The sequence below is a fragment of the Streptomyces swartbergensis genome, assembly GCF_002148965.1.
In the GTDB taxonomy this organism is placed as follows: Bacteria; Actinomycetota; Actinomycetes; order Streptomycetales; family Streptomycetaceae; genus Streptomyces; species Streptomyces swartbergensis.
Window position 1 is genome coordinate 1 of sequence record NZ_NGFN01000009.1, and the last position, 24,678, is coordinate 24,678.

The 24,678-nt window shown below is 69.0% G+C and carries 17 protein-coding genes and 2 pseudogenes; 10 read left to right on the forward strand and 9 right to left on the reverse strand.

Annotated elements, in window-relative coordinates; translation table 11 throughout:
• Positions 1–13 precede the first annotated feature (13 nt).
• The 3 genes from CA983_RS02990 to CA983_RS03005 form a co-directional block, all read right to left on the reverse strand.
• Positions 14–1,747 carry a glycoside hydrolase family 13 protein gene (locus CA983_RS02990; RefSeq protein WP_086599306.1) on the reverse strand — a complete coding sequence of 578 codons (1,734 nt, stop codon included), beginning with the start codon at positions 1,745–1,747 and terminating at the stop codon, positions 14–16.
• Between the two features lie 101 nt (positions 1,748–1,848).
• A complete protein-coding gene (locus tag CA983_RS02995; protein ID WP_158101824.1) occupies positions 1,849–3,033 on the reverse strand; it encodes an ROK family transcriptional regulator in 1,185 nt (394 codons plus the stop codon).
• Positions 3,034–4,878: 1,845 nt separating this feature from the next.
• Positions 4,879–5,901: a pPIWI_RE_Y domain-containing protein gene (locus CA983_RS03005; RefSeq protein ID WP_143645440.1), complete on the reverse strand. Its 1,023-nt coding sequence runs from the start codon at positions 5,899–5,901 to the stop codon at positions 4,879–4,881.
• 445 nt (positions 5,902–6,346) lie between these two features.
• Between CA983_RS03005 and iolC the strand changes: the two genes are divergently transcribed.
• Genes iolC through CA983_RS03035 form a run of 6 tightly spaced genes read left to right on the forward strand, consistent with a single transcriptional unit; the run spans position 6,347 to position 13,510 of the window.
• Positions 6,347–7,315, forward strand: coding sequence for a 5-dehydro-2-deoxygluconokinase (gene iolC, locus CA983_RS03010; protein ID WP_086599310.1), 969 nt, complete (start codon positions 6,347–6,349; stop codon positions 7,313–7,315).
• The gene (locus tag CA983_RS03015; RefSeq protein WP_086599311.1) at positions 7,305–8,177 is read left to right on the forward strand and encodes a Cgl0159 family (beta/alpha)8-fold protein; all 873 of its coding nucleotides are present in this window, start codon (positions 7,305–7,307) and stop codon (positions 8,175–8,177) included. Before iolC ends, CA983_RS03015 begins: the two co-directional genes overlap by 11 nt.
• Entirely contained in the window at positions 8,174–9,055 is an 882-nt protein-coding gene (iolB, locus tag CA983_RS03020; protein WP_086599312.1) for a 5-deoxy-glucuronate isomerase, read from the forward strand. The genes CA983_RS03015 and iolB overlap by 4 nt, the downstream gene beginning before the upstream one ends.
• On the forward strand, positions 9,052–10,935 hold the full coding sequence (gene iolD, locus CA983_RS03025) for a 3D-(3,5/4)-trihydroxycyclohexane-1,2-dione acylhydrolase (decyclizing) (RefSeq protein ID WP_086599313.1): 1,884 nt from the start codon (positions 9,052–9,054) through the stop codon (positions 10,933–10,935). Before iolB ends, iolD begins: the two co-directional genes overlap by 4 nt.
• Before the next feature lie 13 nt (positions 10,936–10,948).
• Positions 10,949–12,445: a CoA-acylating methylmalonate-semialdehyde dehydrogenase gene (locus CA983_RS03030; RefSeq protein WP_086599314.1), complete on the forward strand. Its 1,497-nt coding sequence runs from the start codon at positions 10,949–10,951 to the stop codon at positions 12,443–12,445.
• Between the two features lie 48 nt (positions 12,446–12,493).
• Positions 12,494–13,510, forward strand: a complete 1,017-nt coding sequence (locus CA983_RS03035) for a Gfo/Idh/MocA family protein (RefSeq protein ID WP_086599315.1) — start codon at positions 12,494–12,496, stop codon at positions 13,508–13,510.
• Between the two features lie 467 nt (positions 13,511–13,977).
• Here CA983_RS03035 and CA983_RS03040 read toward each other — a convergent pair whose 3' ends face one another.
• From CA983_RS03040 to CA983_RS03055, 4 genes are all read right to left on the reverse strand, one after another.
• Positions 13,978–14,775, reverse strand: coding sequence for an ATP-binding cassette domain-containing protein (locus CA983_RS03040; RefSeq protein ID WP_086599316.1), 798 nt, complete (start codon positions 14,773–14,775; stop codon positions 13,978–13,980).
• A gap of 2 nt (positions 14,776–14,777) precedes the next feature.
• On the reverse strand, positions 14,778–15,842 hold the full coding sequence (locus tag CA983_RS03045) for an ABC transporter permease (protein WP_086599317.1): 1,065 nt from the start codon (positions 15,840–15,842) through the stop codon (positions 14,778–14,780).
• Positions 15,843–15,937: 95 nt separating this feature from the next.
• The gene (locus tag CA983_RS03050) at positions 15,938–17,023 is read right to left on the reverse strand and encodes a sugar ABC transporter substrate-binding protein (protein WP_086599318.1); all 1,086 of its coding nucleotides are present in this window, start codon (positions 17,021–17,023) and stop codon (positions 15,938–15,940) included.
• A gap of 446 nt (positions 17,024–17,469) precedes the next feature.
• On the reverse strand, positions 17,470–18,507 hold the full coding sequence (locus tag CA983_RS03055) for a LacI family DNA-binding transcriptional regulator (RefSeq protein WP_086599319.1): 1,038 nt from the start codon (positions 18,505–18,507) through the stop codon (positions 17,470–17,472).
• Between the two features lie 186 nt (positions 18,508–18,693).
• Between CA983_RS03055 and CA983_RS03060 the strand changes: the two genes are divergently transcribed.
• From CA983_RS03060 to CA983_RS03075, 4 genes and pseudogenes are all read left to right on the forward strand, one after another.
• Positions 18,694–19,875 carry a Gfo/Idh/MocA family protein gene (locus CA983_RS03060; RefSeq protein WP_086599320.1) on the forward strand — a complete coding sequence of 394 codons (1,182 nt, stop codon included), beginning with the start codon at positions 18,694–18,696 and terminating at the stop codon, positions 19,873–19,875.
• Positions 19,876–19,951: 76 nt separating this feature from the next.
• On the forward strand, positions 19,952–20,974 hold the full coding sequence (locus CA983_RS03065) for a sugar phosphate isomerase/epimerase family protein (RefSeq protein ID WP_086599321.1): 1,023 nt from the start codon (positions 19,952–19,954) through the stop codon (positions 20,972–20,974).
• On the forward strand, positions 20,971–21,771 hold the full coding sequence (gene budC, locus CA983_RS03070; protein WP_208636868.1) for a meso-2,3-butanediol dehydrogenase: 801 nt from the start codon (positions 20,971–20,973) through the stop codon (positions 21,769–21,771). The genes CA983_RS03065 and budC overlap by 4 nt, the downstream gene beginning before the upstream one ends.
• Before the next feature lie 120 nt (positions 21,772–21,891).
• Positions 21,892–22,747: pseudogene (locus tag CA983_RS03075) on the forward strand (sugar phosphate isomerase/epimerase family protein).
• Between the two features lie 99 nt (positions 22,748–22,846).
• Here CA983_RS03075 and CA983_RS03080 read toward each other — a convergent pair.
• Both CA983_RS03080 and CA983_RS03085 read right to left on the reverse strand, forming a co-directional pair.
• Positions 22,847–23,275: pseudogene (locus tag CA983_RS03080) on the reverse strand (tyrosine-type recombinase/integrase); the annotation flags it as partial.
• 383 nt (positions 23,276–23,658) lie between these two features.
• A complete protein-coding gene (locus CA983_RS03085; protein WP_244206602.1) occupies positions 23,659–24,630 on the reverse strand; it encodes a LacI family DNA-binding transcriptional regulator in 972 nt (323 codons plus the stop codon).
• Between the last annotated feature and the right edge of the window lie 48 nt (positions 24,631–24,678).

Below are 24,678 nucleotides of genomic sequence, written 5' to 3' on the forward strand. Positions count from 1 at the left end.
GGGCTTACGGTGGTCAGGTGGCGGTGGTACGGCGGTGGACGCGTGCCTCCCACGGCTGCAGGGTGTGGTGGGTGGCCAGTGGGTCGGTCGCGGCGRCGTTGGCGATGAGGAGTTCGGAGTTCTGCCAGCCGTCGGGGACGGTGACGGGGACGGGGAGGCCCGTGAAGTTGGCCAGGACGAGGAGTTCGGTGGTGGCGGTGGAGCGGGTGAAGGCGTAGACCTGCTCGTCGTCGGGGAGCAGCATCCGGAAGTCGCCGTCGACGAGGGCGGGTTCGGTGTGGCGCAGGGCGATCAGACGCCGGTAGTGGTGGAAGACGGAGTCGGGGTCGGCGAGCTGCGCCTCGGCGTTGACGCGGGTGTGGTCGGGGTTGACCGCGATCCAGGGCCGGCCGGCGGTGAACCCGGCGTGGTCGGTGGTGTCCCACTGCATCGGCGTACGGGCGTTGTCGCGGCCGCGGGAGCGCAGCCCGGCCAGGATCCGGTCCTCGTGCACGCCGAGGGCGCGCTGTTCGCGGTAGTGGTTGAGCGACTCGATGTCGCGGAAGTCGTCTATCGACGCGAACGGGGCGTTGGCCATGCCCAGTTCCTCGCCCTGGTAGACGTACGGGGTGCCGCGGTGCAAGTGGAGGACGGTGGCCAGCATGGTCGCCGAGCGCGTGCGCAGGACGGGGTCGCTGTCGTCGCCGAAGCGGGAGACGATCCGCGGCTGGTCGTGGTTGTTCCAGTACAGGCTGTTCCAGCCGCTCTCGGCCAGGCCCATCTGCCAGCGGCCGAGGCTGGCCTTGAGGTCGGTGAGCTTCAGCGGGCGGGCGTCGAACTTGCTGGGCCCGTGGTCCAGGGCGACGTGCTCGAACTGGAAGACCATGTCCAGCTCGCGCCGCGCCGGGTCGGTGAAGAGCTTGGCCTCGTCGATGGTGACGCCGGGCATCTCGCCGACGGTCAGGAGCCTGCGCGGGTGGCCGGCGAACACCTCGCGGTGCATTTCGGCGAGGTACTCGTGGATGCGTGGCCCGCAGACGTAGAAGGGCGTGCCGTCGCCGTAGCGGCCGCCGTCGGGCACGATCCCGTCGGGCAGGGCCGGGTCCTTGGAGATGAGGTTGATGACGTCCATGCGGAAGCCGTCCACACCCCGCTCCAGCCACCAGCGCATCATGGCGTGCACGGCCTGCCGTACCTCGGGGTTGTCCCAGTTCAGGTCGGGCTGCTTGCGGGAGAAGGTGTGCAGGTAGTACTCGCCGCTCGCCTCGTCGAACGTCCAGGCCGGGCCGGAGAACCACGACCCCCAGTTGTTCGGCTCCGCACCCGGCGTGCCCGGCTGCATGCCCTCGCGCGCCGGACGCCAGATGTACCAGTCGCGCCGCGGGCCGTCCGGGCCGCCGTCGCGGGAGGCGGTGAACCAGGCGTGCTCGTCGGAGGTGTGGTTCACGACCAGGTCCATGACCAGCTTCATGCCGCGCTCGTGGACCCCCGCCAGCAGCCGGTCGAAGTCGGCCAGCGTCCCGAACAGCGGGTCGATGCCCTGGAAGTCGCTGATGTCGTAGCCGTTGTCGTCGTGGGGGGAGGGGTAGACCGGCGACAGCCACAGCACGTCCACGCCGAGCTGGGCGAGGTAGTCCAGACGCCCGGTGATCCCCTGCAGGTCGCCGATGCCGTCCGCGTTCGAGTCGGCGAAGGAGCGCGGGTAGATCTGGTAGACCACCGCGTCCTTCCACCAGGCGGCGGTGTCGGCGGGCGTGTTCAGGGGCACGGTTGAACCTCGTGTCGGGGGGAGGGCGAGCGGGAGCGGGGATGGCCGGGTGGTGGTCGGTCGAGTGGCTGTCAGCCGGGTGATGACCAGTCGGGCGGTCGTCAGGAGATGGCGGCGCCGACGGCCTCGCGAATGACGAGGCAGGCCGCGCCCCGCGCCCACAGGTCGTGGGTGACGGGGTCGATGTGGATCTGGCAGTCGCGCGCCGCGTCGGAGAACGCGTGCGCATCGAGCGCCTGCTGCATGGCCGGGCCGAACAGGTCGTGGGCCACGGCCCCTTCCCCAGCGATGATGATCTTCTGCAGGTTGAGCAGGTTGCACAGCCCCGCCAGGCCCCGTCCGAGCGCGGCGCCGACCTCGGCGAAGGCGGCGCGGGCCACGGTGCGGGCGGCGGAGTGCTCGCCGCGGGCGAGGGCGATGGCGTCCGCGATGGTGGTGCAGTCGGTGATGCCGCCGTCCTGGATGTGCCGCAGTACGGCACGGTCGCCGGCCAGCGCTTCCAGGCAGCCCCGGCGTCCGCAGCTGCACATCGGGCCGGCGGGGTCCAGCGGCAGGTGGCCGAGTTCGCCCGCCATGCCGCTGGTGCCCGCATACAGGCTGCCGCCCAGCTGCAGACCGCAGCCGATGCCGGGCCCGACGGTGACGACGGCGAAGGAGTCCACGTCCCGGCCCGCACCGAACCAACGCTCGGCGACAACCAGGGTGTTGACGTCGTTGTTGACGGTGACCATGAGGCCCGTCGCCGCCGCCAGGGGCCCCGCGACGTCAACCTTCGTCCAGCCCAGCAGGGCGGAGTAACGGCAGACACCGGCGGCGGGATCGACGTGACCGCTGACTCCCACCCCGACCCCCAGGACCCGGTCCGCCGCCTGCGGGGCCTCTTCCAGCAGGCCCGAGGTCAGGGCCGCGGCGGCGGACAGCGCGGTCTCGGGGCGGCAGTCGGCGATCGGCTGCTCGGCCCTGGCCAGCACATTGGCCGCCATGTCGGTGACCACACCGGACACCTGCCCGGGCCCGATCTTCATGCCCACCACGACGTGCTTGTCGGGGTTGACGTGCAGCAGCTTCTGCGGCCGGCCCCGCCCCTGCGGCACGGCGTCCGTCTCGCGCAGGTAGTCGTGCTCCAGCAGCGGGGGCAGCATGCGCGTGACGCTGGAGGGCACCAGGCCCAGCCGCTGGGCGAGCTGGGTGCGCGAGAGCGGGCCGACGGTGAGCACGGTGGCGAAGATCTCCGCGCGGGTCTGCTCACTGACGAGGTCCGAGAAGGGAATCGGGGCGGGGCTCATCCCTGGTGCCTCCAGCGTGAGTGCGGTGACGTCAGTCGGTTGCGACGTCGCACCATGAAGTGGCTCCATCCGTCGTGAGCAGGGTCGGTGCGGCTCGACCGGTTACCTGCGGATGACGGGAGTGTGTCCCGTGTTTTTTCGTGCGTCAAGAAAGAAAAAACCGGGTTTACGCAACCGTGACGTGGGCTCGCGCCGTTACGGTGCGCTCGTCAGGGCTGGGTTGGGGCCCGCTGATGGGTCAAGTGGCGACAGATCCGGCCCATTTCGTTGACTAGATGAAGAAAATCGGCTGGTTGGATCCGGTCATCCAGCCATCCCGTGTCGCACGCCTTCCGCTGCGCTTGGCCACAGCGCTCCTCATGCATTCGGTGGCTGGGGATGATGGGCTGACCGTCCTCGATCAGGTGGCACAGGCGGCCCAGCAGTACGCTTCACTACCGACGGTCACACCGAGCACCCGTACGCGGACCGGCTGCTCGCGGGGATTAAACGCCTGGACCGGCACCCAGCGGTCCGGGGGGGGACCCGTGTGTGGGCCAACTACCTCCAGGACGCCGATCTGTTCACCGAGCCACGGCCCGTACAGTTCGGCGAACTCGCCACCATGACTGTGGACCGGGGAATCGACGACCGGTGGTGGGGGCCGGCTCCGTCCGGCGCCGCACCGGCGGACGACCAGGGCCCGTCCGCCGGGGGACAGGAAAGCCTGGACACCGTGCTAGCCGCTGCGGACGCGGACACCCAGGATCTTCTCAGTCTGCTCCAGGACGGGGACAGTGATGGCGACGCCGGCGCTCCCCGACGAAGAAGCCCCGGAAACAAGGCCAGGTCCGCAGGGCGACGGACGTCCCGTCGGGGAGGAACGAACAGCGCGAGGCGAGGCCAGTGATGTACTCCGTGATCCTTGATGAACCCGAGCTGGAATTCGGCGGCGCGGCCCGGCACATCGATCCGAGGTTCGGCATCACGAACTACGGTCCCGCCGATCTTGGCGCGGCTGATGCTCCCCGAGCAATCCGTGTCGGCCTGGTCGGCCCGGCGGACCAACTCGAGGGGTTGCGCCGGTGGCTGGAGCGCTGCCGGGAGCCGATCGCGGCCAAGGACGAGCAGTACCCGCATCTGTTCCCGGAATTCCCCGGATGTGACACCGACCGCGGTCTGCACACCACCCTGGTCTTCAGCGACCGGAACACACGCGCGATCAGTAGCCGGGACCTCCGCGCCATTGAAACCGCCGACGGCCCGGCTGCTCTGACCACGGCCGTGAGCGTCTACGCGGAAGAGATCAGGGCACTGGCCGACGAGAACCGGGTCGATGTCCTCCTCGTCGCCAGACCTGAGCAACTCGTCGAGACGGTCGGCCGGTCATCCGGTCATCCGGACGCATCCGGTGATCCTTCGGAGAACGCCCCTGACGATCCGCCGCTGGGCCAGTTCGCCAACTTCCACGACCTGCTCAAAGCCCGGCTGCTGAACCTGCGCCAGCCCATCCAGATCATCCGGCGCAGCACCTGGGACGAAGCTACCCGCCCGCCCGAGGGCCACAGCCGACAGGACGAGGCCAGCCGCGCCTGGAACCTCCACGTCGCCCTCTACTACAAGGCCGGCGGCGTCCCCTGGCGCCTCCTGCGCAGCCCCACCGATCTCACCACCTGCTACGTCGGCATCGCGTTCTACCGCAGCGACGACGGAAACGCCCTGAACACCTCGGTCGCCCAGGTCTTCAACGAACGCGGGGACGGAGTGATCGTGCGCGGAGGACCGGCACGGATCAGCCGCACCGACCGCCAGCCACCACCTGGCGCGCGCCGACGCGCACGCCCTCCTGCTCCAGGCACTGGACGCCTACCGGCGCGAACACCACACCGCGCCCGCCCGCATCGTGCTCCACAAGACCTCATCCTTCACCGGCGAGGAGACAGACGGCTTCCAGGACGCCGCGGACGAACGGTTCATCGACACGCTGGAGATGAGCTGGGTCACCAGCAGCGAAGGAGCCGCCACCTTCCGCCCCCGGCGACGCGCCGCCCCTGCGCGGCACCCTCGCGGTCCTCGGCGGCGCCGAACGGCCCTGTTCTGCACGAAGTATTCGGACATGATGTCCACAGTTCGGGCAACCGGACCGCCCCTGCAGCCCGGCGTGCCACAGCCACGCTGACCGGAGACCGGGTTCTCGCAGCCGTCGCAGAAGCTGAGTACGACGGCGCCGCTGGCCGGCTGAGCCCGGTAGCACTGACTGAACCAGTGCTTCACCCACGGCTGCCCGTTGGCGTCCTTGGCGGGGAAGGCCCGTAGTAGACCCAAAAGGTCGATGTCGGAGGCGACCGCGTGCTTCGTCAGAAAGCCCCGGAGCTGAACGTAGTTGTTCTGGACCTCCTGTTCGGTTTCCCCGTTACGGTCGGCCACGGTGATCATCAGCTCGTAGCACCGGTTCTCGACCAGCTCCGCTTCGGGGTCCTTGGACAGCAGGAGCCGCGCGGCTTGTTCGGCAAAGGCCGACGGTCGACCGCTCTCGATCAGAAGGAGTCCGGAGTCGCTCTGAGCGACCCACAGAGCAAGTGGCCATTGCCCGAGAGGCACGCGGCACAAGCGGAAGACATCCGCATGCGAGCGCACCTCGCGGCAGCCGTCCTCCAACGCCCGCCAAAGCAGGCGTGTTACACCGGCCTTCCATGCCGGGGGAAAACCCATGGCGTCGCTGGAAGGCTGAGCGGAGCTCCACAGCGCCTTCTGCTGGTTGGCCTGAATCCCCGCCAGACCCGCTGCCAGCAGTTCGATCGTCATGTAGTCGTCGGCCAGGTCAGGAGACACCTGCTCCAAACGTGACAGCCGTGCCGGATCCCCCGGCAGCGTTGCTTGGGCGGCCAAGAGAACCCCTCAATGATCACCAAGTGCAACTGAAAGATAGCAGAGGGTAGGCGATGCTCGGTGCCGGGGTTGCGTTGAGTGGAGATCGAACACGCGTCGAGATGCCCGCAAGGGGTGGAGTCGGGCACCGCGAGGCCGAAGCGTCTCAAATGGTGAGATCCATTTCAAGTGACGCCGGTCACGTGCAAGGTGAACGCCGCTCAAACGCATATGCAAATGGCGATTTGAGCGGCGGTCTACTGGGGAGTCGACGGGCTGGTCGAGAAGTCCTGCGGTGCCCGAGTCGGCGGGTGGGTGAAACCTCGCTGCAGCAACCTATTGACATGACATTTGCCTGGCGGCATGGTTCTGGACTTAGAGCCAGTTTTAAAGCGCTCTAAATCCATCCGTCGCCATCTGCGCCGGCCTCCACGACGGGGCTCCGGAGCGAAGGGGAGCCAGCCTGATGTCATTCGAAGTGCTGACCATTGGCCGTGTGGGAGTGGACGTGTATCCGCTCCAGACGGGTGTGGGGCTGGCGGACGTCACCTCGTTCGGCAAGTACCTGGGTGGCAGCCCCACGAACGTTGCGGTGGCAGCGGCTCGGTACGGCCGTTCGGCCGCGGTGATCACGAAGACCGGCCGGGACCCGTTCGGGGACTTCGTCCGCAAGGCGCTGGACGGCTACGGCGTGGACTCGCGTTTCGTGGGGACCTCGGACATCGCGCCGACTCCAGTGACGTTCTGCGAGATCTTCCCGCCGGATGACTTCCCGCTGTACTTCTACCGCCTTCCCAAGGCTCCTGACCTGGACATCCAGCCCGACGAACTGGACCTGGCAGCGGTGCGCGAGGCTTCCGTTTTCTGGATGACCGGGACCGGGCTGAGCGAGGAGCCGAGCCGCTCGGCGACGCTTGCCGGTCTGCAGCACCGGGCCAAGGCGGGGACGACGGTGTTCGACCTGGACTGGCGGCCGATGTTTTGGAAGAGCACAGCCTCGGCCGACCCCGCCGAGGCGCGGTCGTACTACAGGGAAGCGCTGAGGCACACGACCGTCGCGGTCGGAAACATCGACGAGTGCGAGGTCGCCACCGGTGAGCGCGAGCCGTACGCCGCCGCGAAGGCGCTCCTCGCGGCTGGTGTGGAGCTGGCCGTGGTCAAGCAGGGCCCCAAAGGCGTCCTGGCCATGGATCGGGACGGCACGGCCACGGAGATCCCGCCCGTGAGCGTGGACGTCGTGAACGGCCTGGGTGCCGGTGACGCCTTCGGCGGCGCCTTGTGCCACGGGCTGCTGTCCGGCTGGGACACCCGGCGCACGGTGTCCTTTGCCAATGCCGCCGGGGCCATCGTGGCCGGCCGACTGGCCTGCTCGGAGGCGATGCCGACCGAGACCGAAGTCAACGCCAAGCTGGACGAGGTGCCCCGTGCCGTCTGAGAAGCTGAGCCGGATCGTGGACGACCGGGTGAAGAACCCCGGTGCCGTCGAGGCGGCCGCCGCCCGCCGTGTGAAGGCGACCTCGCTGCTGGGCGAGCACGGCAAGGCGATGATCATCGCCGCCGATCACCCGGCCCGCGGCGCCAACGGTGTCGGCGGCGATCCCAACGCCATGGCCGACCGTTTCGAACTCCTGGACCGCATGTGCATCGCCCTGGAGCGGCCGGGTGTGACGGGTGTCCTGGCCACCGCGGACATCCTGGAGGACCTGCTGCTGCTCGGCGTCCTGGACGGCAAGAGCGTGTTCGGCTCGATGAACCGGGCGGGGCTGGCAGGGTCCGTGTTCGAGATCGACGACCGGTTCACCGGCTATGACGCCGAGACGATCGCCCAGATGGACTTCGACGGCGGCAAGATGCTCACCCGCATCGCCCTGGGCGACCCGGCCACCCCCTCCGTCCTGGAGAACACGGCCCAGGCCGTGAACGAGCTCAACGACCGGCAGTTGATCGCGATGGTCGAACCGTTCCTGTCCGTGTGGCAGGACGGCAAGATCCGCAACGACCTGTCGACCGACGCCGTCATCAAGTCGATCACCATCGCCTCCGGGCTCGGCCGGCGCACCGCCTACACCTGGCTGAAGCTGCCCGTCGTCGAGGACATGGAGCGCGTCCTGGCCTCCTCGACGCTGCCGGCGCTGCTGCTGGGCGGTGAGGTGAAGGACGCGGATGCGGCGTTCGCGTCGTGGGGCAAGGCGCTCAAGCAGCCCACCGCGCAGGGCCTGGTCGTCGGCCGCTCCCTGCTCTACCCGTCCAACGGTGATGTGGCCGGCGCGGTGGACAAGGCGGTGAGCTTGCTGTGAGCGGGACGAGCAAGTACCACCTTCCCAAGGGGACTTCGGGCGACGGCCCCTATGACCTCCTGGTCACGCCGGAATCGGCGGGCTGGGGATACTCCGGGCTCAGGATCCTGACCCTGAAGCCCGGTGAGGCACACGCCCTGTCCACCGGAGACTCCGAGTTCCTGGTCCTGCCGCTGACGGGCTCGTGCACCGTCACCACGGACGGCACGGTCTTCGAACTAGCCGGCCGGACAGGCGTGTTCGCCTCCGCCACCGACTTCGCGTACCTCCCTCGCGAGTCGGAAGCCCTGATCAGCAGCGCGCACGGGGGAAGGTTCGCGCTGCCCTCCGCCCGTACCGAGCGGGGAGGTCAACCGGCTCGGTACGGGCGCAAGGAGGACGTCCCGGTGGAGCTCCGCGGCGCCGGGGCGTGCTCGCGCCAGGTCAACAACTACTGCCTGCCCGGCACCTTCGAGGCCGAGCAACTGCTGGTGTGTGAAGTACTGACGCCCGGCGGGAACTGGTCGTCGTATCCGCCGCACAAGCACGACGAAGCCCGCCCGGGCCAGGAGTCGGAGCTGGAGGAGATCTACTACTTCGAGGTCTCCGGCGACGGCAACGGCTTCGGCTATCAGCGGGTCTACGGCACTCCCGAGCGCCCCATCGACGTCCTCGCCGAGATCCGCTCCGGCGACACGGTGCTGATCCCGCACGGCTGGCACGGTCCGTCGATCGCCGCGCCGGGCTACGACCTGTACTACCTCAACGTCATGGCCGGTGCCGGGAAGGACCGCGCCTGGCTGATCTGCGACGACCCGGCACACGGGTGGGTGCGCACCACCTGGGACGCCCAGGACGTCGACGACCGGCTCCCCTTCGAAGGACTCAACGACCGATGAACACCGTCCGACTGACCACCGCCCAAGCCCTGGTCCGATTCCTGGCCGCCCAGTACAGCGAGCGCGACGGCCAGGAGCAGCGGCTGATCCCCGGCGTGTGGGGCATCTTCGGCCACGGCAACGTCGCCGGCATCGGCCAGGCCCTCCTCCAGGCCGCCACCACCGGCGAGGCCGACCTGCCCTACTACCTGGCCCGCAACGAGCAGGGCATGGTCCACGCCTCGGTCGCCTACGCCAAGATGCGCGACCGGCTGGCGGCCTTTGCCTGCACCGCCTCCACCGGCCCCGGCTCCACCAACATGATCACCGGTGCGGCGCTGGCCACCACCAACCGGATCCCGGTCCTGCTGCTGCCCTCGGACATGTTCGCCACCCGCGCCGCCGACCCGGTGCTCCAGCAACTGGAGGACACACGGGGTGGGGACGTCACCGTCAACGACGCCTTCCGCGCCGTCTCCAAGTACTTCGACCGCATCCAGCGCCCCGAACAACTCGTCCCCGCCGCACTCGCGGCGATGCGGGTGCTGACCGACCCGGTCGAGACCGGTGCGGTCACCCTCGCCCTGCCGCAGGACGTGCAGGCCGAGGCGTACGACTGGCCGCTCTCCTTCTTCCGGCGCCGGGTGTGGCATGTGGGCCGCCCGGTGCCGGAGCCCGCCGCCGTCGAGCGGGCGGTGGCGTTGCTGCGCACTGCGAAGAAGCCGCTGATCGTGGCCGGCGGCGGTGCCGTGTACTCCGGGGCCGAGACCGTGCTGCGGGCCTTCGCCGAGGCCACAGGGATCCCGGTCGCCGACACGCATGCCGGCAAGGGCGCGGTGCCGTGGGACCACCCCTACGCGGTGGGAGGCATCGGCTCGACGGGCTCCTACGCGGCGAACGAGCTGGCTCGCGAGGCCGATGTGGTTCTCGGTGTCGGCACCCGGTACTCGGACTTCACGACCGCCAGCCACACCGTGTTCGGCAACCCGGACGTCACCTTCGTCAACCTCAACGTCGCCCGCCTGGACGCCGTCAAGCACTCGGCGGAGCCCCTGGTCGCCGACGCCCGGCTCGGTATCCAGGCCCTCGTCGGCGCGCTCGACGGCTGGGAGGTGGCCGAGTCCTACCGCCGTCGTACCCGTGAACTGATCGCCCGTACACGGGAGATCGAGGAGACCTGCTTCGCCCCGGAACGCAACACCGGTGACCTGCCCGCCCAGACCCAGATCCTCGGCGCGCTGAACGACGTCCTGGACGACCGTGCCGTGGTCATCAACGCGGCCGGATCCATGCCGGGTGACCTGCAGCAGTTGTGGCGGGCCCGAGACCCGAAGGCATACCACGTGGAGTACGCGTACTCCTGCATGGGCTACGAGGTCGCCGCCGGTGTCGGCGCCAAGATGGCCGATCCCTCGCGCGAGGTCGTCGTCCTGGTCGGTGACGGCTCGTATCTGATGATGGCGCAGGAGATCGTGACCATGGTCTCCGAGGGCCTGAAGGTGATCATCGTCCTGGTCCAGAACCACGGGTTCGCGTCGATCGGCTCGCTGTCGGAGTCGCTCGGCTCACAGCGCTTCGGCACCAAGTACCGCTACCGGGACGGTGGTTCCGGCCAGCTCGACGGCGACGTCCTGCCCGTCGACCTCGCGGCCAACGCCTCCTCGCTCGGCGCGGACGTCCTGCACGCCACCTCCGTCGAGGCATTCCGCTCCGCGATGGACAAGGCGAAGGCGGCCACCCGCACCATCGTCGTGCACGTCGAGACCGACCTCTACGGACCCAACCCGCCCGGCCACGGCTGGTGGGACGTCCCCGTCAGCCAGACCTCTGCCCTCGACACCACCCGCACGGCGTATGAGACCTACGCCGCCCACAAGCAGGCCCAGCGCCACTACCTGTAAGGACGTGCCTCCCATGACCACCATCCCGCACTGGATCAACGGCTCTCCCACTCAGGGCGCCGCCACCGCCACCCAGCCCGTGTTCAACCCGGCCACCGGCGCTGAGCAGGCCCGTGTCGTCCTCGGCGGCAGCACGGACATCGACGCCGCCGTCCAGGCAGCGAGTGCCGCCTTCGAGACGTGGCAGGACTCTTCGCTCTCCCAGCGCGTCCAGGTGATGTTCGCCTTCCGCCAGTTGCTCGTGGAGCACGAGGAGGAGCTGGGCCGGATCATCTCCGCCGAGCACGGCAAGACCGTCGACGACGCCCGCGGTGAGATCACCCGCGGCCGCGAGGTCGTCGAATACGTCTGCGGCCTCGGCGATGTCCTCAAGGGCAGCTTCTCCGACCAGGTCTCGCGTGGCGTGGACGTGCACGACTTCCGCCAGCCGCTCGGTGTGGTGGCTGGCATCACGCCGTTCAACTTCCCGGCGATGGTGCCGCTGTGGATGCACCCGGTCGCGATCGCCACCGGCAACACCTTCATCCTCAAGCCCTCCGAGCGGGACCCCTCCGCCGCCAATTTCGTCGCCGAGCTGTACAAGAAGGCCGGTCTGCCCGACGGCGTCTTCAACGTCGTCCACGGCGGCAAGGACGCGGTCGACGCCATCCTGACCCACCCCGGCGTCGAAGCCGTCTCCTTCGTCGGCTCCACCCCCATCGCCAAGTACGTGCACGAGCAGGCGACTTCGCACGGCAAGCGGGTCCAGGCCCTGGGCGGCGCCAAGAACCACGCCGTCGTCCTGCCCGACGCCGACCTGGAGTTCGCCGCCAACCACATCACTGCCGGCGCCTACGGCTCCGCCGGTGAGCGTTGCATGGCCGTGTCGGTGGCCGTCGCCGTCGGTGACGCGGCCGACGCCCTGGTCGAGATCCTCACCCGCAAGGCAAACGATGTGCAGGTCGGCCCCGGCGATGTGCCCGGCACCGAGATGGGTCCCTTGGTCACCAAGGCCGCCCAGGAGCGCGTCGAGAACGCCGTCGGCACTGCCGCCACGCAGGGCGCGACAGTGGTCGTCGACGGCCGCGGCCTGAAGATCGACGGCCACGAGGAGGGCTTCTTCACCGGCCCCTCCCTCCTCGACCACGTCACCACCGAGATGGACGCCTACAAGGAGGAGCTGTTCGGCCCGGTCCTCGCGATCGTCCGCGCCGAGTCCCTCGACCAGGCCATCGACCTCATCAACGCCAACCCCTACGGCAACGGCACCGCCCTGTTCACCGCCTCCGGCGAAGCCGCCCGCCGCTTCCAGCGCAAGATCAAGATCGGCATGATCGGCATCAACGTCCCCGTGCCCGTCCCGATGTCGTACTACTCCTTCGGCGGCTGGAAGGACTCCCTCATCGGCGATTCCCCGATCCATGGCCCCGAGGGCATCCGCTTCTACACCCGGCCCAAGGTCGTCACCAGCCGCTGGCCGCAGCCCAAGCAGCAGGTCACAGCCGGGTTCAACTTCCCCACCTCCAGCTGACGACCGACGTCATCCCGCCCCCGCACTTCCGAGGATCAGGAAACCCCCATGACCGTACGCGTAGGAGTGATCGGGGCCGGCTGGATCGGTCAGGAACACATCCGCAGGCTCACCGAGACCGTGACCGGCGCCCAGGTCACCGCAGTCACCGACATCGACCCCACCCGCGCCGAGGAGGCGGCGGCGAGGGCCGGCGCCCGTGTCCTGCCCGACGGCGCTGCCGTGGTCGCGGCGGACGACGTCGACGCGGTGCTCGTCACCTCGTGGGGCCCCACCCACGCCGAGCACGTACTGAACGCGATAGCCGCCGCCAAGCCGGTCTTCTGCGAGAAACCCCTCGCGACGACCGCGGAGGACTGTCTGCGCATCGTCGAGGCCGAGCGTGCCCACGGCCGCCGCCTGGTCCAGGTCGGCTTCATGCGCCGCTACGACGCCGGGTACCGCCAGATGAAGCAGGTCATCGACTCCGGCCGTATCGGCGAGCCGCTCGTGGTGCACTGTGCCCACCGCAACCCGACCGTGCCCGAGTCGTACCACACCGACATGGCCGCGCTCGACTCGGCGGTCCACGAGATCGACGTACTGCGCTGGCTCCTCGACGACGAGATCGTCTCCGCCCAGGTGGTTGTGCCGCGCTCCACGAGCAAACGGTTCGCGCACCTCAAGGACCCGCAGATCATGCTCTTCGAGACCGCCAAGGGTGTCCGCATCGACCTGGAGGTCTTCGTCAACTGCCAGTACGGCTACGACATCCAGTGCGAGACCGTAGGCGAGGAGGGCCTCGTGCGGCTGCCCGACCCGGCCGCGGTGGGCGTGCGCACCGCCGGTCAGCACAACACGGCCGTGCTCACGGACTGGGTGGGCCGCTTCGTGGACGCCTTCGACACCGAGTTCCGCGAGTGGATCGCCGAAGTCGCCGTCGGCAACGAGCCCAGCGGTCCGTCCGCCTGGGACGGCTACGCCGCGACCGTCATCTCCAACGCGACGGTCGAGGCACGGAAGACGGGCCGCATCGTCACCACGGACATGAAGCCCAGGCCCGCCTTCTACGGCGGCACCGAGTGAGGGCCGCCCCCCTCGGCTCCGGCGTCCTGCACGTCTGACAAAGCGCCACCCGATCGGCCGTCCGCTCCTGAGAGCGGACGGCCGACGCCTTTTGCGGGCGGCCCGCCCTTTGCCAGGTGATCGGGGCGACGGGCATCCTCCGTGGGCCACTTTCCGCCCGGTCCCGCAAGGTGTGGGGGTGGCCAGCTCACGGTCTTCCTGCATCGGCAGTCAGGGCCGGCCGACAGGGGTTCTTCCCCTCCCGCCTGTCCACTACCCGTCCTCGGAACGCCGCTGGTGCCCTGCGCCGGCTTGCCTGTGGACTCGACGACGCCGAACGTCGCCTGCGGCTCCTGGGCCCTGGCGCCGCATCTATGTGCACGCACGCAAACGAGCCGCTCAGGGCGGTTCAGCCCTGAGCAGCTCGCAGCTTGCCGGTTCAAGGAAGACGCAGCGTGAGGCACGATCCACTACCGCGCCTCACGCGCTCAGACGTCGGCGTCCGCCTGGAGCTGGGCCAGTTCGGCCTCAAGGTGGGCCATGGCCTCACCGCCGGCCATCAGATCGGTGATCTCTTCACGCGTACGTTCTCCCTTGCGGAAGTCGTCGGCCTTCTGGCCGCGGATGAGAACGGCGAAGTGGTCGCCGACCATCATGGCGTGGCGCACGTTGTGGGTGACGAGGATGACCGCGACGCCCTTGGCACGCGCCTGCATGACGATCCGCAGGACGTGCGCGGCTTCCTTGACACCGAGCGCGGCGGTGGGCTCGTCGAGGATGAGGACGTTGGCGCCGAAGTAGACCGCGCGGGCGATGGCCAGGGCCTGCCGCTCGCCACCGGAGAGGCTGCCGACCAGCCGGTTGCCGTCGGTGACACGGGTGATGCCCAGCGACTGCATCTCCCGGACCGCGATCTCACCGGCAAGCTTCTTGTCGAACAGCTTGAACGGACCGAAGCCCTTGGTGGGTTCGGCGCCGACGAAGAAGCAGCGGCCGACGCCCATCAGCGGGAAGGTGCCGCCGAACTGGTGCACGGTGGCGATGCCCCGGGTGCTGGCGTCGCGAGGGCTGTCGAATTCGACCGGCTCGCCGTTGATCTCGATGGTGCCGGAGGTCGGCTTGTGGAACCCGGAGAGGATCTTGATGAGAGTGGACTTGCCGGCGCCGTTGTCACCCAGCAGGCACAGCACCTTTCCGGCGTCCACCTCCAGGGAGATGTCCTGCAGCGCGTGAGTTCCGAGGAACGACTTGTTGACGTCGGTCAGGCGCAGAAGGGGTGTGGTCATGGTCATGCCTTCTTCGCGGTGCGGGGCTTGTAGGAGAGGGCGAGTCGGCGGAACGTGTTGTTCATCAGCACCGCAGCCAGGATGAGGATGCCGAGGATCAGGCTGGCCCAGTCGGAGTTCCAACCGGTGTAGTAGATGCCCTGGTTGACGATGGCAAACGTCAACGTGCCCAGCACGACGCCGAAGACGGAGCCGTAACCACCGGTCAGCAGCACACCGCCGACGACCACCGCGATGATGGAGTTGAAGACGAAGGACTGGCCGTTGGCGACCTGGGCGCCGTTGTAGAGGATGGTCTGGATCACGCCCACGAGGGCGGCGCCGAACCCGCTCGCCATGTAGAGGGCGATCTTCACCCGGTCGACGGGGATGCCGGTGGCGCGGGCGCTCTCCTTGTCACCGCCGATCGCGAAGATCCAGTTGCCGTACTTCATCATCTGCAGCAGCACGGTGACCACGACCGCGATGCCCAGCCACCAGAAGATCGCGACCTCGAACTGGCCGGCGATGAGCGTGCCGAACAGCGACTTGGAGAGCGGGTCCGGGCTGACCGGGACGCTGGTGGTGCCGGTGGTGATACGGGACAGGCCGAGGGTGAGGCCGGCCATGCCGGAGAGGGTGGCCAGCGTGATGACCAGGGAGGGGACGTTGGTGCGGGTGACGAGGACGCCGTTGACGAGGCCGGTCAGCAGGCCGAGGCCGAGCGCCAGCAGGATGCCGACGATCATCGGCGCACCCCAGTGGCCGGAGACGATGGCCAGCGTCATCGAGCTGCCCGCCAGCACCGAGCCGACGGACACGTCCAGCTCGCCGGCGATCATCAGCAGCCCGACCGGGATGGCGATGATGCCGAGCTCGGCAGCGATGTTCAGCCAGCTCGCGGCGCCCGCGGGGGCCAGGAACTTGTCGCCGCCGAAGATCGCGAAGAAGACGAAGACGGTGATCGTGCCGATGAGCGCGCCCGCCTCGGGACGGTGCCGCAACTGCCCCAGTACGCTCTCGGACTGCTTCGGTGGGGCGGCGGTGGTCTCTTTCTCCGCCGTCGTGTCAGGAAGTGAGGTTGTCATCGGAGTGAATCACCTTCGTGAATCTGATGGTGCCGCGAGGCAGGTTCGGGGAGAAGGCGCCGGGCCCGGGGAGAGGCCCGGCGCCGGGAGGTGGGTCAGCGCACGCCTGCCTTGGCGCCTGCGATCGCCTTGTCGACGTTGTCCTTGGTGACCAGCAGCGGGCCGGTCAGGATCGGGTTCTGCGGCGGGAGAACGCCGTAGGACAGGTACTGGTTGGCCATCGACACGACGTAGAAGCCCTGCAAGTACGGCTGCTGGTCGATGGCGAACAGTTGGGTGCCGGCCTTGATCCGATCGAGCTGGCTCTGCGAGAGGTCGAAGGTGCCCAGCTTCACCTTGCTGCCGACGTTCGCCTGCTTGATCGCGGAGGCGGCGCTGTCCGCGTCCCCGACACCGATCGTCACCACGGCGTCGATGCTGCTGTCCTGAAGCAGCGCGCCCTTGATCGCCTGCGTGACGGCGGACGGGTTGCCGAAGTTCGAGGAGGGCAGCGGGAGTTGCTTGGACGAGGAGCCCTTGCTGGTGGCGCCGTCCTTGATGCCCTTGCAACGGGCTTCCGAGTTGGCCGCGCCGGGCACGGTGTTGACGCACAGGATGTTCTTGGCGCCCTCTTCGGCGAACTTGACGCCGCCCGCCTTGCCCGCCTGGTAGTCGTCCGAGCCGATGTACTTCACGGCGCCGACCTTGTTGGCCGCCTCGATGCCGCCGGAGTTGTAGATGAAGACCGTGATGCCCTTGGCGATGGCCTGCTTGATCGCGGAGTCCTGGTTCTCGGGCACCCAGTCCGGGACCAGGATCGCCGTCGGGTTCTGCGAGATGGCGGTCTGCGTCAGCTTGGCGACGTCCGGGCCGAGGTTGTCGTAGTTGGCCGGGCCGAGATAGGTGACCGTTCCGCCGCCGGCCTTGACCAGCTTCGTCGCGTCCTCGACGCCGCGCTTGACCGTGGAGAAGAACGGGTCGTCGGACTTGCCGCCGATGACGACGATGGACACCTTGCCGGTCTTCGCCGTGGTCGTACCGCCGCCGGACGAGGCGGTCGCCTGGCCCGTGTCGCCGCCGGTGGCCTTGCCGCTGGCGCACCCGGTCAGCGCGGTGGCCGTCAGGGCGAGCAGGCTCAGCGCGGTCAGGCCCCTTCTGGAGAGACGACGATCGGTCGGCCGCCGGGTCTGTGTGCGTTCCATGTGCTGGGGTGCTCCTTCGTGTGCTGCCGGGCGGGTGCGTGAGCGGGGCCGGGCGGGTCTCGGATGTGGTGGTGTGTGCGAACCGGGGCCCCACGAATGGGTGGGGAAGCCCGGCACTGTCGAGAAACCAGGTTCCGCTCGGAGGGGGCGCAGCGGTGTCGGCGATGAGTGGAACGGCTCTTCACGGGGGGGTGTCCCGACACCGATGACGGCAACGCCGGACTCAGTGTTGGATAACGGCTTCGCGATCTTTTAAATCGATCTAAGCGGTGGCCAGAGCATGCTTGTGTTTCCGAAAGGTGTCAAGACGGTGCTCACGAAATGCACACCGTTCCGTTATCCGCCCATGAAAGCCGCACCGGCCACGTAATTCCCGTCGGTGCGACTGCACGACGCCGCCGGGCGAGGCGCACCTCGAACCCCCGGCGTGGAGCGGTTCGGCAGGATCAGCGTGGCGGGGCGGTGGTTCCGCGAACGACGAGGGAGGGAGCGAGGACGATCTCGCGGGACGCGGTACGGCCCTGATCGAGGCGTTCGACGACGGCCAGGACGGCCTGGCGGGCCAGCTCCTCGGCCTCCTGGCTGACCGTGGTCAGGTCGAAGCAGGCCAGCCGGGACAGGGTGTCGTCGTCATAGCCCACGACGGAGACATCGCCGGGCACGTCGACCCCGGCTCGCCGCAGGGCGGTGAGCAGGCCGATGGCACTGCGGTCGTTGAAGGTCACGACGGCGGTCGGCAGGTCGTCGTCGTCGAGCAGCTGTCGGCCGACCTTGTCGCCGGCTTCCTCGGTGAGGTCCCCGTGGAGGATGCTGATCTGCTCGTCGAGACCGTGGCGGCGCATGGCGCTGCGGTAGCCGCGGCGCCGGTCGGTGGCGATGACGCCCTTGCCGCCGTCGACGTAGGCGATGGCGCGGTGCCCGAGGCTCACCAGATGGTCGATCACCTGGCTGAGCCCGTCGTCGTCGGCGCTGCGCACGACGTCGAGGCCGGCTCCGCTGATCCGGCGACCCAGCGAGACGACGGGGGCCTGGCGGTCGAGGTCGGCGAGGACGGAAGCGGGGGCCACCGGACCGATCAGGATCAGCGCCTCGCAGCGGAAGGCCAGGAGGGTCTCGACAGCGGTGCTCTCGTCGCGGGTTCGGGTCTGGGTGCTCAGGACGAGGTCGTAGCCGACCTCCTCGGCGGCCGTATGCAGATGCTCGACCAGTTCGGCCTGGAAGGCGCTGTGGATGTCGATCATCACGCCGAGCAGCCGGCTGCGCTTGCTGGCCAGGGCACTGGCGGTGCGGTCCGGGCGGTAGCCGAGGTCGGCGGCGGCCTTCAGGACGCGCTGCCGGGTGCGCTCGCTGGGGCCGGGCACGCCCCGCAGCACCAGCGACACCGACGCGGTGGAAAGGCCGACGCGCGCGGCGACATCCTCCAGCCGGGGACGCGGAGTCGCTCCGTTGCCACCCGCGGTGGCAGCGGAATCGAACTCGTTCACACGGCCTCCCGGGGATTTGCGGCAACACCCTTGACATCTGCCTGTGACGCCGCTGATAGTACCAGCACTTAAAGCGCTTTAATCGAGGTCTTGGCCGACTGCCCCGGGACGAACCAGGAGACCCCATGACTCTCGGCCCCACATCCCCCTAGTCACGGCGCCGCGGCGCGCCGGAGAGGAAACGTCATGAGCGCAAGGCCGATCGGGGTGGCGGTCATCGGGGCCGGAATGGCGGGCAGAGCCCACCTCAACGGCTACCGACAGGCCACGTCCCTGTACGGCGCCGGGCTTCCCGAGGTGCGCCTGGTCGCCGTAGCCGATGCTCACGAGCCCTTCGCCCGGGACGCCGCCCGCCGTTACGGCTTCGAGCGCGCCGAGACCGACTGGCGTGCGATCGTCGAGGCCGACGACATCGACGCGGTCAGCGTCGTGGTCGCCAACCATCTGCACCGGGAGATCGTCGAGGCCCTGCTGGCGGCGGGCAAGCACGTGCTGTGCGAGAAGCCGCTGGCGCCGTCCGTGGCCGACGCGCAGGCCATGGTGGCTGCGGCCGAGGGTACTGGCCTGGTGGCGGCCACCGGCTTCACCTTCCGCCGCTCCCCCGCGATCAACGCGATCCGGCAGCAGGCGCGGGAGGGCTCACTCGGGCCGGTACAGCACTTCAACGGGCACTACTGGTGCGACTACGGACACAACCCGGACGCCCCCATCAGCTGGCGCTACCTCGGTGGCCCCGGCTCGGGCGCGCTGTCCGACATCGGCAGCCACCTCATCGATCTCGGCGAGTACTTCTGCGGTCCGGTGCAGAGCGTGCAGGGCGCCGTGCTGTCCACCCAGGTGCCGACGCGGCCGGTGCCGCTGGGCACCGCGGTGGGCCACTCGGCGGACGTTCAGGTGAGCGAGGACCGCGCGCCCGTCGAGAACGACGACATCGCCACCTTCACCGCGACGTTCGCCTCCGGAGCCGTCGGCACCTTCTCCGTATCGCGCATCGCCCGCGGACTGGCCAACTCCCTTGGTTTTGAGGTGTTCACGAAGGGCGGCGCGGCGACCTTCGAACTGTCGCGTCCGGCGGAGTTCACCATCGCCGACTCGGCCGCCTCCGACCCCGTGAACGGTTACCGGCGGGTGGTGGTCGGCCCCGGCCACCCCTACGTCGCGGGGGGCCTCCCGATGGACTTCCCGAGCGTGGGCCACGGCCAGCACGAGTTCTTCGTCTGGCAGGCCCGGGCCTTCCTGGAGCAGATCGCCGGCCTGGACCGGCTGCCACCCTGCCCCACCCTCGCCGACGGGCTGCACAACCTGCGTGTCATCGACGCGATCGTCGCCTCCGCCGACGCCGGCGGCAAGGCCGTCACTGTTCAGTGAACCGAGGCCCACACCACAGGGTGTGCCCCCGCAGGGGCGCCCCCACCGTCACCCCGAGAAAGACTGAGGAATCAAGATGAAGCTGGGCCTCTACAACGCGATCCTGCACGACCGGCCGCTGCCCGAAGCCATCAAAGTCGTCGCTGATCTCGGTCTGACCGGCATTGAGATCAACACCGGCGGTTTCCTGCCGGCCGTGCATGTGCCGACCTTCGACGACATCCTCGTCAGCGACACCGCCCGCGACGACTTCCTCGGCCTCTTCGAGGGGACCGGCGTCTCCATCGCCGGCCTGAACGCCAACGGCAACCCGCTGCACCCCAACCCCGCCATCGGCGAGAAGCACGCCGAGGACATCCGCCGCTCCATCCGGCTGGCCGAGCGGCTCGGACAGCACCGTGTCGTGACCATGTCCGGCCTGCCCGGCGGCGAGCCGGGCGCGTCCCGTCCGAACTGGATCGTCAACGCGTGGAACTCCGCGGCCCTGGACGTGCTGGACCACCAGTGGAAGATCGTCGCGGACTTCTGGCGCGAGACCGACCGGCTCGCCCGCGATCACGACGTCAAGGTCGCCCTCGAACTGCACCCGCAGAACGTCGTGTTCAACTCCGCCGACGTTCACAAGCTCATCGACCTCACCGGCGCGACCCACGTCGGCGTCGAGCTGGACGCCTCGCACCTGTTCTGGCAGCAGATGGACCCCGTCGCGGTCGTACGCCACCTCGGCGAACTCGTCTTCCACGCCGCTGCCAAGGACGTCCGGGTCAACCGCGAGCACGCCGCCCTCAACGGCGTGCTCGACAACAGCTTCCGGCGTCTGTCGCCCGACGAGCCGCGCACCAACCTCGGCGGCGACGAGTGGGCCAACGAGTGGCCCAAGGCGTCCGCCTGGGACTTCGTCGCCCTCGGCAAGGGACACGACGTCGTCTACTGGACCGAGTTCCTGCGCGCCCTCCACGAGGTCGACCCGGACATGCTCGTCAACATCGAGCACGAGGACACCGAACTCGGCCGTGTCGAGGGCGTCGCCGTGGCCGCCGAGGTGCTCAAGGCAGCCGACGCGGCACTGCAGGAGTCACTGGAAACTCTGCGGTCGTGATCGCCTGGGCCAGCTACCCCTATGAGCGCCAAGTCGTCCTCGTCACAGGGGCCGGCACCGGCATCGGCCGAGCGATCGCACGCGCGTTCCTGGAACAGGGAGCGAGCGTGGCGGTCCTCGGCCGCCGGGAGGAGCCGCTGCGGGAGACGGTGGCCGGCTTCGACGCCGAGCGCGTCCTGATACTGGCCGCCGATGTGACGGACACCGACGCCCTGCAGCGAGCAGTGGCTGCGATCACCGAGCGCTTCGGCCGCCTCGACGTCGTCGTCGCCAACGCCGGTACCAGCGAGCCCAGCCGCATCGACACCTTCGACGACGCCGCATGGGAGCGCCTGCGGTCGGTGAACCTGGCCTCGGTCATCGGCCTCGCCCGGCTGACCGTGCCCTTGCTGCGTGCCACGCGCGGCAACGTCGTGGCGATCTCCTCCATCGCCGGCCTGCCTGGCGACTGGGGTCAGTTCGCGTACAACGCCACCAAGGCGGCGGTCAACGCCCTCGTGCAGAGCCTGGCCCTCGACCTCGGCGCCGACGGAGTGCGGGTGAACGCCATCGCACCTGCCTTCACCATGTCCCGGCTCACTCACGAACGCCTCGAAGACGCTGAGTTCGCCAGGCGGCTCCTCGACCGAGTCGCACTCGACCGAGTCGCCCAGCCGGAGGACATCGCGCGTGCCGTGCTGTTCCTCGCCGGCCCGGATGCCGGATACATCACGGGGGCCGTGATCCCCGTCGAAGGCGGCACCAGTGCCTCCAGTGGAACACCTCGTCCCATGGAAGCGACGTCCACCTCTACGTAGAAGAAAGCGCCGAAGCCGCGACGTCGGCAACGGCACCCGAGACCCCCGGGGAAAGGGGATCGGTCTCCGGCACCCCTCGATCGAGCCGCCCGAGATCGGCAAACGCCAAGAAGAAGCACCGTGAAGATTGCCCTCGACCCATACATGATCCGCAACATCCCGCTGCTCGAACTGCCTGCTGTGGTAGCCGAGTTGGGTTACGAGTGATCGAGCTGTCGTCGCGCGAGGACTTCATCCCGTTCTTCCGCCACCCCGCGTCGACGACGCCACCTTGGCGAAGTTCCGCAAGTCCCTGGATGCCGCAGGGGTCGGCATCTCCTCCGTCCTGCCGCTGTTCCGCTGGTCCGGCCCGGACGAGGACGCCCGCCAGGCCGCCGTACGGTACTGGAAGCGCGCCATCCAGATCGCCGCGGAGCTCGGCGTCACCAGCATGATCTCCGAGTTCAACGGCCGCCCGGAGGACGCCGACCGCAGCGAGGCCCAGTTCTGGAAGTCGATGGACGAACTGCTGCCGCTGTTCGAACGCGAGGGCATCCACCTCGCACTGGAGCCGCACCCCGACGACTTCATCGAGAACGGCTACGACGCGATCAACTTCATCCGCGGCATCAACCACCCCAACGTGTCGTTCCTCTACTGCGCCCCGCACACCTTCCACATCGGCAACGACGCCCCCGGCATCATCGAGTACGCGGGCGACCTCCTCACCCACGTTCACCTGGCCGACGGCTTCGACCACACGGCGTCGTCCGGAAACCGCTACATCCTCAATCCGCCCGGCACCCCGGCCCGCATCCACCAGCATCTGAACATGGGTGAGGGCGAGGTCGACTTCGACGAGCTCTTCCGCGCACTGGGGGAGAGCGGCTTCGACGGCACCCTCACCGCCTGTGTGTTCGCCTGGGAGGAGAAGGCCAAGGAGTCATCCTTGTTCATGCGGGAAAAGATCAGCGAATACCTGACCACTTGGAAGTGACCTCACGAGAGGCAGGAGGCGTCGGCGGAGGACGCTGACGTGGCCCGTCCCGGCCCGGCTAGAAAGGGTGTTCGGCCGGGCCCGCGGTCGAAGACGCCGTCACGCCAGCCGGGGGCGGCGCAGGCCGGCGGCCGTCCCGCCCAGCTGCTCCCGGACCTCGGCATCAATGCCTCGAGCCAGTTTGCGCTGGTGCTTCGCCGTTGAGTGCTGGTAGATCAGCTGGGCGCGCTCCGAGGACTGGCCGGCGCGGACCATGAGGTCCTTCAGCTTGGCGCCGGTGTCGGCGGCGAGGGTGTTGCCGGTGTGGCGGAGGTCGTAGAAGCGGAAGTTGTCCGGCATGCCGACCTTCGTCCGGGCCTTGCGCCACTTGCGGCTGAAGGTCGACCGGCGGTAGGGGGCTCCCTTCTCTCCGACGAAGATCAGGCCGTCCCGTTCCTTCTCGGCGAACCACTGGAGGTGGCGACGCAGTTCCGGGAGCAGGAAGTCAGGCAGGTACACGGTGCGCTTGCCCGCACGGGACTTGGTATCTGTGCTTGTGAGCTCCCGATGATGGTCAATGCCTCCTGCCGGCACGCGAAAACAGCTGCTTCCTTACCTCCACAGAACTACGGAACTTTCGAGTTTCAGCTCTCCCCCGCTCTACAGGCCAGAACGAGTATCAAGGCGCACGGCTCTGCCGAACCGCAGCATGCACCGAGCGCGAAAGGGCTACGCCCCGGCCGCCTCTCGGCGCTGCAGCGCCACCGCCGCTGCACCCGAGTCAGCCGAGGGTCCTCGTCAGCCCTGGGAACGCCGACAACGCGCCGCCCCCTGTCGAACGTGTGCTTCGACGCCGCCTGCAGCTACGACCTCTGCTGCGCAGTTGCCTGCGAGCCGCTGGCGGAGCTGCCAGGATGTCCCGGCCACGTCCGTCAGCGCACCGGCCCGGTCGATCCGCGGACCACCAACTGCGGGACGAGGCTGAACTCCCGGGTCTCGCCGTCCAGGCCACCCTCGAGCCGTTCGACGGCGGCCTGGACGGCGAGCCGGGCCAGTTGCTGCGCGTCCTGGCGCACGGTGGTGAGGTCGATGTGGGCAAGGCGTGCGGACCGGATGTCGTCGTATCCCACGATGGAGATCTGACCAGGGACGTCGACTCCGGCTTGGCGAAGCTCGATGAGCAGTCCGATGGCGCACTGGTCGGTGCCCGCCACGACGGCCGTGGGCAGTTCGCCGCCGTCGAGCAGGGTGCGTGCCGCCTCGGAGCCGGACAGCTCGGTGTAGTCGCCGGGCAGCACGCGTGCCCGGTCGTGCAGTCCGTGGCGGCGCATCGCGTCCAGATAGCCCGCCCTCCGCTCGGCGGCACCGGGCCGTTCGCCGCCGTCGACGTGGACGATGTCGCGATGTCCCAGTGAGACGAGGTGGTCCACCGCGAGGCCGGCGCCTTCGTCGTCGGCGGTGTGTACCGCGTCGAACACTGTCCCGTTCGGCGGGCGGCCGATCTCCACCACTGGGAGCCGGCTGCCGAAGTCGGTGGTGTACGCCTCGCGTGCGCCGATCAGGATCACCGCTTCGCAGCGGGAGGTGATGAGTGCCTCGACGGCGCGGCGCTCGCCCCGGCTCGGGGCCACGGCGCTGAGCACCACGTCGTAGCCGATCTCTTCGGTGGCGGCGTAGATGTTCTCGATGAGATCGGCGTGGAAGGGTTCCTGGGCGCTGAACATGACGCCGATCAGGCGGCTGTTGCGGCGCCGGAGCAGTTGCGCGGTCTGATCGGGGCGGTAGCCGAGCTCGTCGGCGGCCTGGCGTACGCGCTCGCGGGTTTCGCTGCTCGGGCCGGGCGCATCTCGTATGACCAGCGAGGCCGTCGCCCGCGACACGCCCGCACGGCGTGCGACGTCCATCAGGGTGGGCCGTCGCCCCGCGCCTGCCGCCGATGGGTCGCCCTTTGC

Excerpts from the sequence above, each read along its gene's own strand:
- CA983_RS02995 (WP_158101824.1), bottom strand. The coding sequence starts at position 3,033 with ATGAGCCCCGCCCCGATTCCCTTCTCGGACCTCGTCAGTGAGCAGACC.
- iolC (WP_086599310.1), top strand. The coding sequence starts at position 6,347 with ATGTCATTCGAAGTGCTGACCATTGGCCGTGTGGGAGTGGACGTGTAT.
- iolD (WP_086599313.1), top strand. The coding sequence starts at position 9,052 with ATGAACACCGTCCGACTGACCACCGCCCAAGCCCTGGTCCGATTCCTG.
- CA983_RS03030 (WP_086599314.1), top strand. The coding sequence starts at position 10,949 with ATGACCACCATCCCGCACTGGATCAACGGCTCTCCCACTCAGGGCGCC.
- CA983_RS03035 (WP_086599315.1), top strand. The coding sequence starts at position 12,494 with ATGACCGTACGCGTAGGAGTGATCGGGGCCGGCTGGATCGGTCAGGAA.
- CA983_RS03040 (WP_086599316.1), bottom strand. The coding sequence starts at position 14,775 with ATGACCACACCCCTTCTGCGCCTGACCGACGTCAACAAGTCGTTCCTC.
- CA983_RS03045 (WP_086599317.1), bottom strand. The coding sequence starts at position 15,842 with ATGACAACCTCACTTCCTGACACGACGGCGGAGAAAGAGACCACCGCC.
- CA983_RS03050 (WP_086599318.1), bottom strand. The coding sequence starts at position 17,023 with ATGGAACGCACACAGACCCGGCGGCCGACCGATCGTCGTCTCTCCAGA.
- CA983_RS03060 (WP_086599320.1), top strand. The coding sequence starts at position 18,694 with ATGAGCGCAAGGCCGATCGGGGTGGCGGTCATCGGGGCCGGAATGGCG.
- CA983_RS03065 (WP_086599321.1), top strand. The coding sequence starts at position 19,952 with ATGAAGCTGGGCCTCTACAACGCGATCCTGCACGACCGGCCGCTGCCC.
- CA983_RS03085 (WP_244206602.1), bottom strand. The coding sequence starts at position 24,630 with ATGGACGTCGCACGCCGTGCGGGCGTGTCGCGGGCGACGGCCTCGCTG.